The sequence below is a fragment of the Rheinheimera sp. D18 genome (assembly GCF_004345025.1).
Taxonomy (GTDB): domain Bacteria; phylum Pseudomonadota; class Gammaproteobacteria; order Enterobacterales; family Alteromonadaceae; genus Alishewanella; species Alishewanella metallidurans.
Map to the genome: position 1 here is coordinate 1,507,935 of NZ_CP037745.1, position 18,628 is coordinate 1,526,562.

The following is an 18,628-nucleotide window of genomic DNA, read 5'->3' on the forward strand; positions in this document are numbered from 1 at the left end:
AACATGTTCAGTGCGTACATAAAGCGAGCGAGGGCGATATTTATTATCGCCCTTCTGTTTTGCAGTTGTTTAGTTAAAGCCTCGGCATTGTCAGAGTTAGAATTAATTGATGATACTAAAGCCATCGATATTAGCGCGTTTCGAGAAAAACTTGCCGATTTCTCGCGGCAACATAAAGTTTTATCGGCCGATGAGTTGAGCTATTTTCAATTGTTGCAAGGGTATAGCTATATTCTCGTAAACGATTACAAAGCCGCCACCCGTCAGTTAGAAGATATGCTGATGACCGCGCAAAATAACGACCTACGATTTCGCGCAAAAGCATGGTTAATTAATGCTTATATTTTGCAGTATAATTATCAAAGCGCGTTTTCTTTTTTAGAGCAAATTAACCGCCAAGTTGAAGATATTAGCAATATCCGCGCCCGCGACCACGGCATGAGTATATTAGCCTATACCTACAACCAGCTTGAGCAATTTGATACGGCAAAATATTATGCCGAGCAATTAGTTAGCGACACCTTATCGGGAAAAACACGTTGCCATGCTAACCATCATGTGCTTGCCGCCTTAGTGGGGTTGGCACAATGGCGTGAGTTTGACCAACGTTATAACGCCGCCGAAGCGCAGTGCTTAGCTGTTGATGAACGCTTGGTAGTAAGTTTAATGCGGTTAAAGTATTTAGACTATTTACTGCACGACAACCGCGCTATTGAAGCTATCAGCTTTTTTAAAACGATAGCCGCTGAAATTAATGCTACGGCGCACAAACAGATTATTGCCAATGCCCAGCTGTTATATGCCAAAGCGTTATTTCAGCAAAAAAACTATCCAGAAGCCTTAACTGAAGCTAATAAAGCGCTAACGTTATTCGAAGGCAGTGATGACAATAAAGTTTCTGTTGCAACCTACGCGTTATTGCAACAGCTTCACACGATAAATAAAGATTATAAACAGGCATTGGCATACCAGCTAAAATTTAGTGATGCTGAAAAGACACTCAGTGACGCACGCTATAAGCGAATGCAGGCCTATTACATGGCGCGTACTGACGTTGATACTAACAATCGACAAATGGCGATGTTGCAAAAAGATAATGAACTTACTTTATTACAAAAAAATGCCTATCAACAACATATTCAACAACAACGCCTATTAGCTTTAGCGCTAATTAGCGTGTTAATTCTGATCAGTGTTTTACTCTATTTAGCGGTTACTGGGCGTCGCCGGTTTAAAAGGATGGCCGAGTTTGACCAACTTACCGGGATTAGTAATAGATATCACTTTAATAACCAAGCCAAGGTAGCGTTAGATTATTGCGAAAGTAACGCTAAGCCCGTTGCGCTTATGCTGTTTGAATTGGATAACTTTGCCCGCATTAATCAAGAGTACGGCCAAACAACAGGAGATTGGCTGTTACAGCGCGTGGTGCTTACCTGCCGTAATTTTATGCGTAATAATGATGTGTTTGGTCGAATTGGTGATGAAGAGTTTGTACTTGTGTTGCCCGGTTGCCTTACTGATAAAGCCGTATTACTAGCTGAAATATGCCGTGACGCCATTAGTAATATTACTAAAGTCGATAGTATTCCGCCGTTATCGATTACGGCAAGTTTTGGTGTAACAGGTTCTGATAATTCAGGTTATCAATTGAAACAATTACTGGCTGATGCCGACGTTGCTATGTATCAAGCAAAAGCGGCTGGGCGCAATAGAGTTGTGGTTTTTTCCAGCTAAGCAGTCAGCAATGTGTTGTCTAATGCACTAATACTGTAGAATTAACGCCAGTCTTATTTTATGGAGCTGGCGCATGTCTGAATTTACTGATTTAAAATCGTTGTCTAGCGCAGAATATTTACAACAAGCTGGCGACTTCCTCAAGCTTACCCTAGCGCAACCGGATACGCTTGAACCCTTTAGTTTTAACCTAACCGACGGCACCAAGGTTCAGGTTTGGGATACCGGCGTTATTTGTTTTGAACCTACAGTGTTAACCCCTAATGATATTGTGTTGTCTTGTGGTGTGCATGGTAATGAAACTGCGCCAATTGAAATTTGTGCTGCGCTGGTGCAAGACTTGTTACTCGGCCGTTTAACGTTAAAACATCGCCTATTAGTGCTGTTTGCTAACCCGCCAGCCATTAATGCGTCAACGCGTGAAATTAGTGAAAATTTAAATCGTTTATTCTCTGGCACGCATAGCAAAATAGACGGTGCACATAACGCAGAACGTACGCGGGCTAAGGCTTTGGAACAGTATGTAAATCAATTTTATAATGCGGCACGCGTAACTGAAACGGTTTCGCGTAACCGCTGTTTGTATGATCTGCATACCGCTATTCGCGGTTCTCGTTTTGAAAAGTTCGCGGTATACCCATTTTTGCATAACAAGCCGTGGCAAAAGGCTCAGTTTGAGTTTCTGCACGCCTGTGATGTAACAACGGTGCTATTAATGCAAACCCCTGCAACTACCTTTAGTTATTACGCCTCTAACACGCATGGCGCCGACTCTTTCACTATAGAGCTAGGCAAAGTGCAACCTTTTGGCCAAAACGATATGCGGCGCTTTGCCAAAGTGAACCACGCACTGCGCCAATTAATTAGCGAGGATGCGGTAACAACCAAAAGTTTTGACGAGTCACAATTTCAGTTGTATCAGGTGTATCGCGCAATTAATAAACAGACGGAAGCGTTTGAACTACATTTTGCCGATGATGTCGAAAATTTCACTTGCTATCCTGTAGGCACATTGCTAGCAAGCGATGGCGAGATTGAATATCGTGTCGAGCAAGAAGGCGAAGCGTTGATTTTCCCCAACGCTAAGGTCGCAAAAGGCCAGCGTGCCATGCTGATGGTGGTGCCAACCAGCGTAGTGCATAACTTAGCTTAACGCAGAGTTTGGCTAAACGTGGCGGCGTAAAAGAGTAAATTTTTGCTGACACTCCTTGGCCTAAATTGGTTGTGCAAACCTAGCCTGCAGTTGCAATGCAGTTTACGTAAAGGTAAAGTTGCCGCCGACAAGAAGCTGAATGCTTAATATGTTTAACAAATAAGAGACACCCTATGACGAACCCAAATAACGCCACCATCACGACGGTGCACACTGCAGAGTTTACTGCCGGTGATGCGTTAAAAATTCCTACGTTACGCATTTTGCGAGACGATGGCAGCCTTTACGAAGGTGCCGTTGCGCCAGAGCTAGATAAGGCTACTGCGCTTAAAATGTACGATACTATGGTGTTTATTCGTGTGCTTGATGAGCGCATGCTAGCAGCTCAGCGCCAAGGTCGTATTAGCTTTTATATGCAGTGCTTAGGCGAAGAGGCCACTACCGTGGGTAGTGCGGCTGCATTAGATGACAAAGACATGATTATGGCGCAGTACCGTGAACAAGGTGCGTTGCGTTATCGCGGTTTCACGTTAGAGCAGTTTATGAATCAATTGTTTTCTAACGAAAAAGATTTAGGCAAGGGCCGTCAAATGCCAGTGCATTACGGTAGTAAAGATATTTACTACATGACTATTTCATCTCCTCTGGGTACGCAAATTCCACAAGCCAGTGGTTATGCTTATGCACAAAAACTGCGCGGCCTTAAAAACGGCACTATTTGCTACTTTGGTGAAGGCGCTGCATCTGAAGGCGATTTTCATGCCGGTTTAAATATGGCAGCGGTACATAAAGCGCCAGTAATTTTCTTCTGTCGTAATAACGGCTATGCCATTTCAACACCAGCTAGTGAGCAGTTCGTTGGTGACGGTATTGCTTGTCGTGCCGTAGGTTATGGCATGAAAGCGTTGCGTGTTGACGGTGCTGATATTTTAGCGGTGTTTAAAGCAACACAAATGGCGCGTGAACACACGATGAAACACAATGAGCCGGTGTTAATTGAGTCTATTGCTTATCGCTTAGGCGCGCACTCTTCATCTGACGATCCTAGTGGTTATCGCTCTAAAGAAGAAGAAGAAAAATGGCGGCAAAATGATCCTATTTCACGGTTTCGTTTATGGTTGCTGGAAAAAGGTTGGTTAAACGAAGCCGATGACAAAAATACCATTGATGCATTACGTACAGAAATTTTAGATGCATTAAAAGTAGCAGAAAAAGTGGCTAAGCCTGGTATTGAACACCTTATATCTGATGTGTATGCAGAACCTATTCCTGCGTTACAACAACAATTAGACGAACTAAAAGCGCATATCCGTAAGTATCCAGATGCTTATCCGGTAACAGCGGGGAGACTAGACTAATGGCAAAAATGAACATGCTTCAAGCCATTAATAATGCGCTTGATTTAGCGATGGCCAAAGACGATAGCGTAGTATGCTTTGGCGAAGACGTAGGCCACTTTGGTGGTGTATTTCGTGCTACCAGCAAGTTACAAGAAAAGTATGGTAAGGCACGCTGCTTTAATACTCCGTTAACCGAACAAGGTATCGCTGGCTTTGCCAACGGTATGGCGGCACAAGGTATGAAACCGGTCGCTGAAATTCAGTTTGCCGATTACATTTTTCCGGCGTTTGATCAAATTGTTAATGAAACCGCTAAGTTCCGCTATCGTTCAGGTAATGAGTTTGATGTTGGCGGCTTAGTGTTTCGTAGCCCTTACGGCGGCGGTATCGCTGGTGGACATTATCATAGCCAATCACCAGAAGCTTACTTTGCTCATACTCCGGGTTTAAAAGTGGTGATCCCGCGTGATCCCTACCAAGCTAAAGGCTTGCTATTAGCGTCTATTGCGTCACCAGATCCAGTTATTTTCTTTGAACCAAAGAAATTGTACCGTGCGTCAGTGGGCGAAGTGCCAGAAGAGTATTACGAAATAGAACTGGGTAAAGCCGAAATAACGCAACAAGGTAAAGATATTACCGTGCTAGCGTGGGGCGCCCAAATGGAAACGGTACAAAAAGCGGTAGAAATGGCAGAGAAAGAGGGCATCTCGTGTGAAGTAATTGACCTGCGCAGCATTTTACCGTGGGATGCTGATACCGTTGCTAATTCAGTGAAGAAAACTGGCCGTTTAGTTATTAACCATGAAGCGCCCTTAACCGGTGGCTTTGCTGGTGAAATTGCTGCAACTATTCAAAAAATGTGTTTCTTGCATTTAGAAAGCCCAATTGAGCGGGTGTGTGGTTTAGATACTCCTTATCCATTGGCGCTAGAAAAAGAGTATGTGGCCGATCATTTAAAAACCTATGAAGCCATTAAACGCGCGATAAATTTCTAACGGAGGCAGCGATGAAAAAAGATTTTATTCTGCCTGATATCGGTGAAGGCATTGTTGAGTGTGAACTGGTTGAATGGCTAGTTGCTGAAGGCGACACTATTAAAGAAGATCAACCTGTTTGTGATGTTATGACAGACAAAGCCTTGGTACAAATACCGGCAGTGCACGATGGTATAGTATCAAAGTTGTACTATGCCAAAGGCGATATTGCCAAGGTACACGCGCCCTTATTTGAAATGCAAATTGCCGCTGATGGCCAAGCGGTATCCGCCCCGGCGGCCGTTATACCACCTGCTGCCACGGCAACGCATAGTGCTGCGCCAGCGGCAACAGTAATGGCTAGCGAAGACTTTATTTTGCCCGATATTGGCGAAGGTATTGTTGAGTGCGAATTGGTTGAATGGTTAGTTGCTGAAGGTGATGACATTGTCGAAGACCAACCGGTCTGTGATGTGATGACGGACAAAGCATTGGTACAAATTCCGGCTAAGTATTCAGGCAAGGTAACACGCTTGTATTATGCCAAGGGTGAAATAGCCAAAGTACATGCGCCTTTATTTGCTATGCAGCATGCCGGTACTGCCGCAGCTGCCCCTGCTGTGGTTGCAACAACTACTGCGGTTCAGCAAGCGAATGTTCCGTTGCAAGCAAAAGCTACTGCTCAAGCGGCCAACGTACAAGCTAAAGTAATCAATACTAAAGCGCTGGCCAGCCCAGCGGTACGTCGTTTAGCACGCGAGCTTAATATTGATTTAAACACGGTACCAGGTAGCGGCGAAAAAGGTCGAGTATACAAAGAAGATGTACACGCCTTTGTTAGCGGCAATAGCAAAGCTGTTGCGGTTTCTGCAGTAGCATCAGCACCTAGCGCTACAGTAGCGCCAGCAGCTAATCGCGTTGAGCCAATTAAGGGTATTAAAGCGATAATGGCGCGGCAAATGACCGAGTCAGTATCAACTATTCCGCATTTTACCTATTGCGAAGAAATTGATTTAACCGAGCTCATCGCGCTGCGTAGTAGCTTAAAAGATGGCTATGCCAAACAGGGAATAAAATTAACCATGATGCCGTTTTTTATTAAAACGCTGTCATTGGCTATTAAGCAATTCCCGATTATGAACTCTCAGGTTAGCGCTGATTGTACTGAACTTACTTATATGACTGACCATAACGTAGGTATTGCGGTTGACTCTAAAGTCGGCTTATTAGTACCGAACATTAAAGGTTGTCAGCATAAGTCGGTTATTCAAATTGCCGAAGAATTAGGTCAGCTTACTGACAAGGCCCGTGAAGGCCGCGTAAGCCCTGCTGATTTAAAAGGTGGTACTATTAGTATCTCTAATATTGGTGCGCTTGGCGGTACGGTGGCAACACCCATTATCAATAAACCTGAAGTAGCCATAGTCGCCCTAGGTAAGGTACAAACCTTACCGCGCTTTAATAGCAGGGGTGAAGTAGAGGCTCGGCAAATTATGATGATTAGCTGGTCTGGTGATCATCGGGTTATTGATGGTGGCACCATTGCGCGCTTTACCAACCTATGGAAGCAATACCTAGAGCAACCAGCTAGTATGTTAGTTGAAATGGCATAACCAAGGTCTTTAGCCCTTGGCAGCGTAGTTGCTTTCTGATAAAACCCACTGATGCTAGTGGGTTTTTTGTATTTAAGGGATGCTAATGAACGAGTTTGAAGATTTAAAGGTATTATTTCAGGCCAGCAGCCCACTAATTATTATTGAAAGTTACGAAGAGCCACGGGCGTTGCTACCAATAAAACGCCTTGCCGCTAACTTAATGCGGCCAGTATTTAAGTGGACCATTACCGAAGGCTTGTTGCGCTTAGATAGTGAACACGCCGCCCAAGTATTTAATGCCGATCCTACCAATGTGTTAGCGCAAATAAAAGCCACGCGGCAGCGCTGTGTAAAGGCTTAAATAGATGCAATATAAAAGTCAGTTACGTAATTTTTATATACCCGAAGAGCAATCTATTTATTTGCTTAATGCCAACGATGCGAAAAAACTAAAAGATTGGGTAGCCTTGTGTATCTCTGAGCTACAAAAACTAGGTTATAAAAACATTTCTTTGTTAGGTAAGGGCGCTTATGGCTTCGCCTTTTGTGGTTTAGATACTACTGGTGAAGAGTGCGTATTTAAATTCTCACGTATTAACTTACCGCAACATATTCAAGAACGTTTGGCCGATGAAGCCTACATGCTGTCACAGGTTAAGCACGTTAATGTGCCAAGCTATATCACTTATCAGGTAGTAAAAAAACAAGGCATCTTGATGATGCAACGCGGTAAGGGTATCGACTTAGAGCAATTTAGTTTAAAGCATGGGCGTATTAGCGCACGTTTGCTTATTGATATTGCTTGTCAGCTAGCCGATGTACTACTTGCACTACGTAACTATCGTAAAGATGGAGAGCCACAACCGATAGTACATGGCGATATAAAGCCTTCTAATTTAGTGTTTGATCAACCAAGTGGTTTACTTAGCGTTATTGATTGGGGCTCATCAGTTTTTGCCCAGTTAGACCAGCATGGCCAGTATTTGTCTAATAATGTAATGCAACTAATGTCTGCCGATTTACAAATATCGAATGCGCGTATGGGCGATGTGTATTTTATTGGCCGTGAACAACGCCTAGGTGCGTTGTCTAGCCCACGCTTCGACGAGCAAGGCGTAGCTGGCACCTTATACGCGCTAGCATCCGGCCAGTCGTGTCGCTTTGGCCATAATGCGATACCTGCACGCAGCTTAGGCTTACCGGTAGAATTTGCGACCTTATTAGACAGTATGCTGTCTGACGATGTGCAATTACGTAACCAGGCCGGCGATTATTTTTTACAGCAGATGCCAAGATTAAAACGTTTGGTTTTGCCCGAGGTAAGCTTATTTGACGATACGCCACTGCTGCCGGTTTGGGTTAGTCCGCAGGTTCGTGAACTGGATACGGTGGTATACTCGTCACGTAAATCCTTTTTACGCGAGCATAGTGAACAAGATGGTATTGCCTATATCGATGATGCGCAGCTTGAACGTTATTATAAAAATTATTTAGAAGGTATGGGCGAAACTGAAAAAGCCTTTGTTGCTGCAGTAAGCCGATTAGCTAAATATCCGGTAGTGGGGGGCTTAGTTATAAACTGGCAGGTTGATGGGATTTATATCGATTCGAGTTTAAATTTATATAATGAAAGTTTAACCGAGTCGTTTGCGCTATCCGTTAATAATGTAATAACGTTAGCTCGCGCTATTGCTAAAATCGGTATCTTTAAGGCATGCTTATTTAACGCCCGTAATACCATACATATTAGTCGTGACAGCCGTGACGTCGCTTTTATTCCTGCAGCTGATGCCGTAATACCTTATCAAATCTCACCAATACTCAGTACGGACGATGCCAGTCGGCAGCATTCTTATTTTGAAGACGGTAAAGATCCTGATGAGCAGCTAACATTGCCGGTCTCAATTATGGATGATATTGCTCGGCTTAACCTAATTCGACACACCGGTTGCATTATTTTTGAAGTTAGTAGTTTGTATATGAAGGTACATAGTTATTTTCGTTTGCTCGATCCTGAAGCTGAACCAGAGTTTGCCCAGTTGCTAAAAAGCATAGTCACCAAAATTGCTTTAATAAACGATGTAGGCGTTGGCGGCTATATGAAACTACCGTACAAAGATACCCGATTTTTTAGCCATCAAGCGCAACAGCCCGTATGTTACTTTCCGGCTAATCCGCATAAAAGTAACGAATGATTGTACAAATCTCGAGCGAATAAACGCAGTCACCGATTAAAAGTGACACTGAGTCGAAATCTTTGCTGAGAAGAGGTTTAATTTCTTAGGTAAACCGAGTAATGTACGGGTTTTGAGTTTTAAACAGAATACTGCATTTCATGTCTAACGATAAAACAGCGTCATACAAACTGCTAAATCAGCAAGCTCAAGCCATTATAGAGCAGGAACCTGATCTTATTGCCAATATGGCAAACCTCAGTGCTTTATTGTTTAACCAGCTACCAGACTTAAATTGGGCCGGATTCTATATCCTACGCGGTGATGAGTTGGTGCTTGGACCATTTCAGGGCCAAGTAGCTTGTGTGCGTATACCTGTAGGTAAAGGTGTCTGCGGTACGGCAGTGGCTACAGGTCAGGTGCAACTGGTTAAAGATGTACACGAGTTCGAAGGCCACATAGCCTGCGACAGTGCCAGCAACTCTGAAATTGTGCTACCACTTCGACATAACGGTAACATTATTGGCGTATTAGATATTGATAGTCCTTATATTGCTCGTTTTGACTTAGATGATCAGCATGGACTTGAGCAATTTGTTTCTGTGTTTGAACAGCATCTGGCGAAAACGCTATGAAAGATGCTATTTCTTTGCATGACTATTTGTTTGATGTTGCTGACATTGGCGATTGGGAAGGCGAAGAAGAACTAGTAACAGATAAGATTAACGAGGTGTATCACGCTGTTTGGCGAGCATTGCCCGACGATATTAGCGTGGCGCAGGTTGATTTTTTACTACCAGGGATCTGGGATCAGCTGCGCGGTGGTACCATACTGCTAGAAACCGATGAGTACGAACTAATTGATTGGGCGTTGGCATATGTTCGCCAACAGCTGGAAGAAGGTATACCTGAAATGGATACCGCAGATGATGAAGAGTGAAGCGTTAATGACCACCCCAACCGAACAAAATGTAAAAATTAGCAATGTTAAAGAAGTACTAGCGTATCTTGCGCAGCAATTTCCAGCATGCTTTAGTTTAACTGGCGAAGCTAAACCATTGAAAATTGGTATTTTTCAAGACTTAGCACAAAAGTTACAAGATGATGCAACCGTTAGTAAAACGCAACTACGCCAAGCTTTGCGAGTGTATACCTCAAGCTGGCGTTATCTTGAATCAACTAAAGAAGGCGTAGCCCGAGTTGATTTAGACGGTGCAACTGGTGAGCTAATTGATGCCTCTCAGGCTGAACACGCTAATAAAGTGTTAGATGAAAGCAAAGCGCGCGCAGCAGAAAAACGTAAGGCCAAAATAGCAGAAGCTAAGGCTAAACAAGCTACGGTGGCAGCGCCAGAAAAACCTGCTTACAAAAAAACTGCGAACAAAAAGCCCGCTACAGCCTCTAACCAAACCAAGGTTAGCCCTACATCAGTGAAACCTGTAGTAGATGTACCGGCTAAACCAGCGGTAACGTTAGAGCGTATAACAGCAGAGCACGTTGTTGTTGGTGGTAAAGTATTACTTAAGCTAGGGCAAAACCCAATGCTTGCAACCGTACTTGAAGTTAACAAAGACGATGTGACTGTGCAGCTAGGCTCTGGTATGGTGATCAAAACCCGTCAGGATAGCTTGTATTTAGCCTGACCAACTCTGAGACGCTTATGAAAAAATTATCAGTACTTGCAACCGCGATTCTTGTCGCTTTTAGTATCAATGCCTCTCCCGAATCGAAAACTGAGCCGCTTGTACTGCCTTCAATTACTCAAGATGCACAGCATGCTACTGCGAGTAAAAGGATCACTGCATTATTTACCCGCGGGCATTATATCGACGTGCAACTTAATGATAAGTTGTCGTCTAAGATGTTTGATACTTATTTGAAAAATCTTGATTACTACCGCAATGTACTGACTAAAGCTGATGTTGATGCCTTCGAGCAATACCGCGATAAATTTGATGATGCAATTAATAAAGGCAATCTTAATTTTGCTTTTGATATGTTTAATTTAGCGCTAAAGCGACGCTTTGAACATTTTGATTATGCTTTGCAATTATTAAATAAAGGCTTCGATTTTACTACTGATGATCAGTACGTGTATGACCGTGAAAAAGCCAGTTGGCCAATCAACGAAACTGAACTTAACGAAATATGGCGTCAGCGTGTTAAATTTGATGCCTTAAATTTAAAGTTAGCCGGCAAGAGTGCCGAAGACATTCAGCAAATTTTGGTTAAACGTTACCGTAATAGCCAAAAACGTTTAACGCAAAGTGAAAGCGAAGATGTCTTTCAACAAATAATGAATTCGTTTGCTCGAAGCATTGAAGCCCATACCTCGTATTTGTCACCAAGAAATGCTGACCGTTTTCAACAAGAAATGAACTTGTCGCTTGAGGGTATTGGCGCCGTGTTACGTGCTGATGAAGACTACACTGTTATTCAGAGTTTGGTGCCAGGTGGCCCTGCCGATTTAACTCAGAAGCTCAAACCTAAAGATAAGATTATTGGTGTTGCCCAAGATAAAACCGAGTTTGTTGATGTTATTGGTTGGCGCTTAGACGATGTTGTTGATCTGATTAAAGGTCCTAAGGGTAGTACGGTAAGGTTGCAGGTAGTTAGTGCTAACGAAATTGGTACTAGCCACGCGCAAGTCATCAGTATTGTCCGCGATAAAATTCGTTTAGAAGACCGAGCGGCAAAAGCAGAAGTGTTTAAGCCTCAGCTATCAGAATTACAGCAAAAAATTGGTGTTATTAGCATTCCTGGTTTTTACAATAACTTGTCTGAAGATGTAAAAAAACTACTGGTAGAGCTTAAAGAAAGCGCGGTGGAAGGCATTATTATTGATCTGCGTGGTAACGGTGGTGGTTCATTACAAGAGGCGACCTTGCTTACCGGATTATTTATTGATCGCGGGCCTGTAGTACAAATTCGTGAAGGTGATGGCAAAGTATCGGTATCGCAAGATAACGATGGTGTTAGCTATTACGACGGTACTCTTACCGTAATGGTTGACCGTTATAGTGCATCTGCCTCAGAAATTTTTGCTGCAGCAATGCAAGATTATGGCCGCGCACTAATCGTTGGCGAGCAAACCTTTGGTAAGGGTACGGTGCAACAACATCGTGGTTTAGGTCGAATTTATGACATGTTCGATCATCCGTTAGGTAGTGTGCAATATACCATTGCTAAGTTTTACCGTATTAATGGTGGCAGTACTCAACATAAAGGCGTGATCCCTGATATTCAATTTCCTACCGCAATTGACCCAGCTGAATGGGGAGAAAGCAAAGAGGAATATGCATTGCCTTGGGATTCAATAAACGCAGCACGATACGAAAGCTTGTCTGATCTTAGCGCCATCATTCCTGCCCTAAGAGAAAAGCATCAAGCGCGTATTAATGCCGAAGCTGAATTTCAGTATCTGCTAGAAGATATTGCTGAGTACAAACAGCAAGCGGATGATAAAACCCTTTCGTTAAAAGAAGCAGAACGCGTTGCCGAGCGTGATAAAACGAAAGCTAAGCAATTGGCACGAGTCAATATTCGCTTAAAACGTTTTGGCTTGCCTGAGGTGGCGTCGTTAGACGATGTACCAGAGAAACTAGAGAAAATTGATCCGTTTTTAGAAGAAGCGGCAAATATCACCGCTGATTTTAAACAGATTAATCGTTTGGCAAAAAAATAGTACATAGCATTTAAAGTTCGAAGCAGGGCGGTATTATTACCGCCTTTGTTAATATAAATTATAATAATTATAAAGGTTTAGTATGAGCGCACGTGGTGAATTCTCTTCGAGAATTGGCTTTGTCCTTGCTGCATCAGGGTCAGCAGTAGGGCTTGGAAATATTTGGGGATTTCCAGCGCAGGTTGCCAGCAATGGTGGTGCTGCTTTTGTTTTAATGTATTTAATTTTAGCATTTTTGCTGGCTTATCCCGTATTAATGGCTGAGTTCCTTATAGGTAGAGCAACCAAGTCAAACGTGGTAGATGCACTAGGGCAGGTTACTAAAAGTAATTTAGGCCGGGCAGTAGGCATGTGGGGTATTGCCACTGTATCTCTTATTTTGGCATTTTACGGTATTGTTGGCGGTTGGATGCTTGCCTATGCACTGCAAGCGTTAGCCAATTTACTTGGTCTAGAGCAGCTAGCGCAGTGGTTAGTTGCCTCTTCATTAGCTCGTGATATCATTTTTTGTGCACTATTTATGTTACTAACGGTGGGAATAGTTAGTGGTGGTGTCGTTAAAGGTATCGAACGTTGGTCAGTACGCTTAATGCCTGCGTTGTTTATTATTATGTTGCTGTTGTTTGGTTATGTAATGACCCAAGCCGGTGCAATGGACGGTTTGAAAGTTTACTTACTGCCTAATTTTTCCGATATCCTTAATCCTAATTTACTTATCAGTGCCATGGGCCAAGCGTTTTTCTCAATGTCTTTAGGCGTGGGTACTATGCTGATTTACGGCTCTTATGTTAGCCATAAAGAAAACTTACCTAAACTTGGTGCCGCGGTATCACTTATTGATATAGGTGTCGCCGTGCTTGCAGGGTTACTAATTATTCCTGCAATGTACGTAGCGCTTCATAATGGCGTACAAATTTTTGGTGAAGACGGCAAGTTATTGGCCGAAGACACGCTGATTTTTGCGGTATTACCCTCATTATTTAATACTATGGGCTTGGCCGGAATATTTGTTGCGCTGGCATTTTTTCTTTTAATGTCAATTGCTTCGCTAACATCGTCTATTTCAATGTTAGAAGTTCCGGTATCTTATGTCGTTGAAAAACAAAAAGTAACTCGGCATAAAGCGGTTTGGTTAATTGCGGCGATTATCTTTGCTATTAGCGTGGTGATCATTTTCAATTTTGCTAGCTTGTTTGGTTTTGTTATCGCGTTAACTACGCGTTATAGCCAACCTTTGCTCGGTTTAATGTTATGCATTTTTGCTGGCTGGATCTGGCATCGCAACGAAATTTTACGTGAACTGCAAAAAAATTACGCGAAAGCTGAGTATTCGATGTTCTGGCGAATTTGGCCGTGGTATGTCAAGTTTGTCTGCCCAGTAGTAATACTCGTGATGTTTTATCGTTCACTGTGATCGTGAATTTATTTTCCTATAACAAGAAAAAATTGAAAGGCGCTATTAGTGCCTTTTCTAAATCGGAGTAACACAATGTCTGACAAACAGCCCAGTTTTCTGGATGCTTCTATTCCACTTATCACACTGATCGTTTTATTGTCGGCGTCTGTGTATCTATTTGGTGATAACTCTTCTTACGGTCCGAACCAAGTTGCTTTATTTATGGCCACAGCCGTTGCTGTCGTCATTGGTTTAAAAAATGGCTACCGTTGGTCGATTATTGAAAAAGCCATGGTAAAGGGTGTTTCTATATCACTAGGCGCGGTACTTATTTTGTTATCGGTTGGCGCATTAATAGGTACTTGGATGTTATCTGGTACTGTACCAACATTAATTTACTACGGCTTGCAGCTTATTAGCCCTAGTTGGTTTTATGCAGCTAGCTGTTTGTTATGTGGCATTGTGGCTATGAGCATTGGTAGTTCTTGGACTACCGCAGCAACCATTGGTGTTGCTTTAATTGGTGTGGCTCAAGGCCTAGGTTTGTCACCGGCAATTACGGCCGGTGCTATTGTATCGGGCGCTTATTTTGGCGATAAAATTTCACCACTAAGTGAAACCACGAACTTAGCACCAGCAGTGGCCGGTGCTGATTTGTTTGATCATATTCGACATATGCTGTGGACGACCATACCAAGCTATGCTCTTGCTTTAGTTCTATTTACTATTATTGGCTTTAATGCTGATATTACTTCAGATTTTGCGCGAATTAATGAAATTAGTAACGTGTTACAAGAAAACTTTTCGATTAGCTTTGTCGCTTTAATTCCGCTATTTGTTTTGCTTATAATGGCTGTGAAAAAGGTCCCTGCTTTTCCGACAGTTTTTATTGGCGCCATGTTAGGTGCGGTATGGGCCGTATTTTTTCAGCAAGATTTAATGGCGCGTCTGGTAGAAAAAGATCTGGCCTATGCGCTGGGCTCACTTAAGTTAATATGGCACATATTACACGCAGGGTTTGCTATAGAAACGGGCAACGCTAGCTTAAATTCATTGCTTAGCGGTGGTGGCATGTCCAGTATGCTTAATACTATTTGGTTAGTGTTTTGCGCTATGATGTTTGGTGCAACCATTGAAAAAATTGGTTTACTACGTAAGTTTGTATCGTCAATTTTGTATTTTGCCAAAAGCACGGGGTCGTTAATTACCAGCACTATCGTTACCTGTTTTATTACTAACGTACTAAGCGCTGATCAGTATATGTCAATTGTAATGCCGGGAAGAATGTTTAAAGAAGAGTACGAGCGTCGTAACTTGGCACCAGTTAATCTGTCTCGTACCTTAGAAGATGGCGGCACTATTACTAGCCCGCTAATACCATGGAATACTTGTGGTGCTTATATGCACAGTGTATTGCAAGTAAGCCCGCTAGATTACGCAATGTACGCCTTCTTTAACTTAATAAACCCTGTGTTAGCGATAATTTATGCTTACTGTGGTATTAAAATTCTTAAACTTAGCCCGCCTGATTCCGTGATCAGTGAAGTGGCAGCAAAAGCCTAAAAAGAAGCCTGACTTGTTCAGGCTTTTTTATCAGTATATTTGTAGTAGTTAAACTATTAGGACCGCATTATGGCGCAAAACAGCAGTAGCAGAGTGGCAAAACATCGGCTTGATTATCAACCGCCAAGCTTTTTAATTTCAAAGGTAGCCTTGCGTTTTGAGCTAGATAAAACAGCTACTAAAGTAACATCTGTTATGCAGTTAGAGCGTCAAATTAGCGGCATTGCATTAAAACTAGATGGTCAAGATTTAACACTATTAAGTGTCGCGATAAACGGTGTTGAATTAACCACTAGCCAGTACCAGCAGGATGAAGCTAGCCTTACTTTAGTAAGTGTGCCTGATCGCTTTGAGTTGACGGTAGTTACCCAGATAGCGCCAGTGGACAATACGGCGCTGGAAGGCCTATACATGGCTGGCGATACCTATAGTACGCAATGCGAAGCCGAAGGCTTTCGTCGGATCAGTTATTTTTTAGACCGTCCTGATGTTTTGGCTGAGTATGAAGTAACCATTCAAGCGGATGCTAAACAATACCCCTATTTATTATCTAATGGCAATAAGGTAAGTGAGCACATTGATGCTAAGGGCATGCGCATTAGCAAATGGCATGATCCATACCCTAAACCCAGTTATTTATTTGCCGTAGTCGCCGGTGATTTTGACGTATTAACCGATACCTTTACTACACGTTCAGGTCGTGAAGTAAGCTTGCAACTCTTTGTTGATAAAGGCTATACCAGTAAAGGCGAGTTTGCCGTAGCCTCATTAAAACGAGCAATGCTATGGGATGAACAGCGTTTTAATCTTGAGTATGATTTAGATATTTATATGGTGGTCGCGGTCGACTTTTTTAATATGGGCGCAATGGAAAACAAAGGCCTGAACATTTTCAATAGTAAGTATGTATTAGCGGATGCTAGCACCGCAACTGATCGTGATTATTTTAATATTGAATCAATTATAGGCCATGAATATTTTCATAACTGGACGGGTAATCGCGTAACGTGCAGAGATTGGTTTCAGCTGAGCTTAAAAGAAGGCTTAACGGTATTTCGCGATCAAGAATTTAGCGCTGATATGGCATCGGCTACGCTATGTCGAATTGATGCGGTAAAAATGATCCGTACTGCACAATTTGCCGAAGACGCTAGCCCAATGGCACACCCTATTCGGCCTGATTCCGTAATAGAGATGAATAACTTTTATACCGTCACTGTTTATGACAAAGGCGCCGAAGTTATTCGTATGTTACAAACATTGTTAGGCAAAGAGCGGTTTAATGCGGGTTTAGCGCTGTACTTAAAACGTTTTGATGGGCAAGCAGCAACTTGTGATGATTTTTTAAGTGCGATGCAACAGGCCAGTGGCCGCGATTTAACGCAGTTTTCGCTATGGTATAGCCAGTCTGGTACACCAGAGTTAACGGTTAGCGAATCTTATAACGCGCAATCTGGACAACTAAGTTTGACGGTGCAGCAACATACGCCAAGCACGGCCGATCAATCGGAAAAACAGCCCTTACTTATACCGATAAACATTGAGTTGCTATTAGCTAACGGTGTTAAACAAACGCATTTGTTGCAGTTAACTGAAGCAACACAACAGTTTGTATTTGATGGTATAACTAGCCAGCCCGTTGTAGTTTGGTTGGCACACTTTTCTGCGCCAGTGAAGTTGATTCAACAAGCTGAAGATACAACGTTATTACACATTGCCGCACAGGCTTCAGATGGCGTGGCGCGCTGGGATGCCATGCAGCAATTTTGGAGTAGAAAAGTACAGCAAGTTATTAACGGTGCCGATGCGGTTTTAGTTCTGCCTGAATTGCTATTTACTACTATGCAGCAGTGGCTAAGCCAATCAGGGCCTGATTTGGCCTTAACTGCTGAGCTTTTAACCTTACCTGATTTTGATACCTTAGCTGAGCAATACAGTGTAATTCCAGTTGACGCCATTTTAACGGCGTTACAACAGTTTAAACAACATCTTGCGACTAGGCTACAGGCAGACTTTAACGCCTGTTATCAAAGCATTACCCAAACAAGGTACCAGTATAACGAAGCGTCAGTTGGTCAACGTAGCCTAAAGGCGATATGCTTAAGTTATCTTGCGGTAAATACCGCTGCCCACGCTGAGCTACTTAAAACCCATTATCACCAAGCTGATAATATGACCGATAAAATGTCTGCGCTAGTTGCCAGCCAGCAACACTGTCCTGAGTTGTTCAATGCGCTTGTTAGTGATTTTGCTAATAGCTGGCAGCATGATGCGTTGGTTATGGATAAGGTATTTTCACTTGTCGGCTCTGAACCATCAGAGCCGGTATTTACTGGTATAGAAAAAATGCTAACGCACCCTGTATTTAGCTGGAAAAACCCGAATCGGGTTAGGGCGCTATTTTCGGCATTTTGTTTACGTAACCCACAACAGTTTCATCGAATAGATGGCAAAGGTTATCAATTAATTAAGCAAACCGTGGCAAAGCTAGATCTAATAAACCCACAGATAGCAGCGCGGTTAATAACCCCCTTACTAAGTTGGCGGCGATTCGATAATGAACGTCAACAATTGATGCGCAGTGCTCTGCAATCGCTGGCATCTGAGCAAACATTAAGTAATGATGTATTTGAAAAGGTTAACCGAAGCTTGAACTAATGCACCGTTATTTTTTTAATGCCATGCTTAGCGCAGAACAATGCTATGGTTATTATCGTGGTGACATACGCAACATTATTGTTACTGCTGATGATGGCATGCGCATTCAGCTAAATTTTCGCCATTTTCAGCGTTTTATCGAGTCAAACGGCATCAAAGGCCGGTTTCGTCTAACGCTAGATCAGCAGGGTGGTTTTATTAGCTTAGAGAAAATTAGTTAGAGCTTATACTTTAAACGCATGGTTAAAATAATTACTTGCTTAAAGTACTGGTTTGACCTTTAATTTCATAGGCTTATATAAAAACGTATTGGCTCGTAAATAGCCGATTAAACCACAACAGCTAATATTAGT

15 protein-coding genes are annotated in these 18,628 nt (G+C 42.7%); all 15 read left to right on the plus strand.

What is annotated here, in order from left to right; all coding sequences use genetic code 11:
* The first annotated feature begins 87 nt into the window (after positions 1-87).
* Positions 88-1,737 (plus strand): GGDEF domain-containing protein, encoded by a 1,650-nt coding sequence (locus tag E0Z06_RS07215; protein ID WP_207903156.1) that lies wholly within the window; start codon positions 88-90, stop codon positions 1,735-1,737.
* A gap of 73 nt (positions 1,738-1,810) precedes the next feature.
* A complete protein-coding gene (gene astE / locus E0Z06_RS07220; protein WP_132583258.1) occupies positions 1,811-2,890 on the plus strand; it encodes a succinylglutamate desuccinylase in 1,080 nt (359 codons plus the stop codon).
* A 173-nt stretch (positions 2,891-3,063) separates the two neighbouring features.
* The gene (locus E0Z06_RS07225; RefSeq protein WP_132583260.1) at positions 3,064-4,248 is read left to right on the plus strand and encodes a thiamine pyrophosphate-dependent dehydrogenase E1 component subunit alpha; all 1,185 of its coding nucleotides are present in this window, start codon (positions 3,064-3,066) and stop codon (positions 4,246-4,248) included.
* Positions 4,248-5,225 (plus strand): transketolase C-terminal domain-containing protein, encoded by a 978-nt coding sequence (locus tag E0Z06_RS07230; protein ID WP_132583262.1) that lies wholly within the window; start codon positions 4,248-4,250, stop codon positions 5,223-5,225. The genes E0Z06_RS07225 and E0Z06_RS07230 overlap by 1 nt, the downstream gene beginning before the upstream one ends.
* A gap of 11 nt (positions 5,226-5,236) precedes the next feature.
* A complete protein-coding gene (locus E0Z06_RS07235; RefSeq protein ID WP_132583264.1) occupies positions 5,237-6,817 on the plus strand; it encodes a dihydrolipoyllysine-residue acetyltransferase in 1,581 nt (526 codons plus the stop codon).
* 85 nt (positions 6,818-6,902) lie between these two features.
* Positions 6,903-7,160, plus strand: a complete 258-nt coding sequence (locus E0Z06_RS07240; protein ID WP_207903157.1) for a hypothetical protein — start codon at positions 6,903-6,905, stop codon at positions 7,158-7,160.
* 4 nt (positions 7,161-7,164) lie between these two features.
* Complete coding sequence (locus E0Z06_RS07245; protein ID WP_132583266.1) at positions 7,165-8,994, plus strand: phosphotransferase; 1,830 nt, start codon at positions 7,165-7,167, stop codon at positions 8,992-8,994.
* Between the two features lie 140 nt (positions 8,995-9,134).
* The gene (locus E0Z06_RS07250) at positions 9,135-9,608 is read left to right on the plus strand and encodes a GAF domain-containing protein (RefSeq protein WP_132583268.1); all 474 of its coding nucleotides are present in this window, start codon (positions 9,135-9,137) and stop codon (positions 9,606-9,608) included.
* Positions 9,605-9,913: a hypothetical protein gene (locus E0Z06_RS07255; RefSeq protein WP_132583270.1), complete on the plus strand. Its 309-nt coding sequence runs from the start codon at positions 9,605-9,607 to the stop codon at positions 9,911-9,913. Before E0Z06_RS07250 ends, E0Z06_RS07255 begins: the two co-directional genes overlap by 4 nt.
* Positions 9,900-10,616, plus strand: a complete 717-nt coding sequence (gene proQ, locus E0Z06_RS07260; RefSeq protein WP_243695581.1) for an RNA chaperone ProQ — start codon at positions 9,900-9,902, stop codon at positions 10,614-10,616. The genes E0Z06_RS07255 and proQ overlap by 14 nt, the downstream gene beginning before the upstream one ends.
* 17 nt (positions 10,617-10,633) lie before the next feature.
* Complete coding sequence (prc, locus tag E0Z06_RS07265) at positions 10,634-12,658, plus strand: carboxy terminal-processing peptidase (RefSeq protein WP_132583272.1); 2,025 nt, start codon at positions 10,634-10,636, stop codon at positions 12,656-12,658.
* 82 nt (positions 12,659-12,740) lie between these two features.
* Entirely contained in the window at positions 12,741-14,072 is a 1,332-nt protein-coding gene (locus E0Z06_RS07270; RefSeq protein ID WP_132583274.1) for a sodium-dependent transporter, read from the plus strand.
* A gap of 75 nt (positions 14,073-14,147) precedes the next feature.
* On the plus strand, positions 14,148-15,617 hold the full coding sequence (gene nhaC / locus E0Z06_RS07275; protein WP_132583276.1) for a Na+/H+ antiporter NhaC: 1,470 nt from the start codon (positions 14,148-14,150) through the stop codon (positions 15,615-15,617).
* Positions 15,618-15,686: 69 nt separating this feature from the next.
* Positions 15,687-18,275 carry an aminopeptidase N gene (gene pepN / locus E0Z06_RS07280; protein ID WP_132583278.1) on the plus strand — a complete coding sequence of 863 codons (2,589 nt, stop codon included), beginning with the start codon at positions 15,687-15,689 and terminating at the stop codon, positions 18,273-18,275.
* On the plus strand, positions 18,275-18,496 hold the full coding sequence (locus E0Z06_RS07285) for a DUF2835 family protein (protein ID WP_132583280.1): 222 nt from the start codon (positions 18,275-18,277) through the stop codon (positions 18,494-18,496). Before pepN ends, E0Z06_RS07285 begins: the two co-directional genes overlap by 1 nt.
* Positions 18,497-18,628 lie beyond the last annotated feature (132 nt).

Coding starts and splice junctions, on each gene's coding strand:
- E0Z06_RS07250 (WP_132583268.1), top strand. CDS start 9,135: ATGTCTAACGATAAAACAGCGTCATACAAACTGCTAAATCAGCAAGCT.
- nhaC (WP_132583276.1), top strand. CDS start 14,148: ATGTCTGACAAACAGCCCAGTTTTCTGGATGCTTCTATTCCACTTATC.
- E0Z06_RS07230 (WP_132583262.1), top strand. CDS start 4,248: ATGGCAAAAATGAACATGCTTCAAGCCATTAATAATGCGCTTGATTTA.
- pepN (WP_132583278.1), top strand. CDS start 15,687: ATGGCGCAAAACAGCAGTAGCAGAGTGGCAAAACATCGGCTTGATTAT.
- astE (WP_132583258.1), top strand. CDS start 1,811: ATGTCTGAATTTACTGATTTAAAATCGTTGTCTAGCGCAGAATATTTA.
- E0Z06_RS07255 (WP_132583270.1), top strand. CDS start 9,605: ATGAAAGATGCTATTTCTTTGCATGACTATTTGTTTGATGTTGCTGAC.
- proQ (WP_243695581.1), top strand. CDS start 9,900: ATGATGAAGAGTGAAGCGTTAATGACCACCCCAACCGAACAAAATGTA.
- E0Z06_RS07285 (WP_132583280.1), top strand. CDS start 18,275: ATGCACCGTTATTTTTTTAATGCCATGCTTAGCGCAGAACAATGCTAT.
- E0Z06_RS07245 (WP_132583266.1), top strand. CDS start 7,165: ATGCAATATAAAAGTCAGTTACGTAATTTTTATATACCCGAAGAGCAA.
- E0Z06_RS07270 (WP_132583274.1), top strand. CDS start 12,741: ATGAGCGCACGTGGTGAATTCTCTTCGAGAATTGGCTTTGTCCTTGCT.
- E0Z06_RS07240 (WP_207903157.1), top strand. CDS start 6,903: ATGAACGAGTTTGAAGATTTAAAGGTATTATTTCAGGCCAGCAGCCCA.
- E0Z06_RS07225 (WP_132583260.1), top strand. CDS start 3,064: ATGACGAACCCAAATAACGCCACCATCACGACGGTGCACACTGCAGAG.
- prc (WP_132583272.1), top strand. CDS start 10,634: ATGAAAAAATTATCAGTACTTGCAACCGCGATTCTTGTCGCTTTTAGT.
- E0Z06_RS07235 (WP_132583264.1), top strand. CDS start 5,237: ATGAAAAAAGATTTTATTCTGCCTGATATCGGTGAAGGCATTGTTGAG.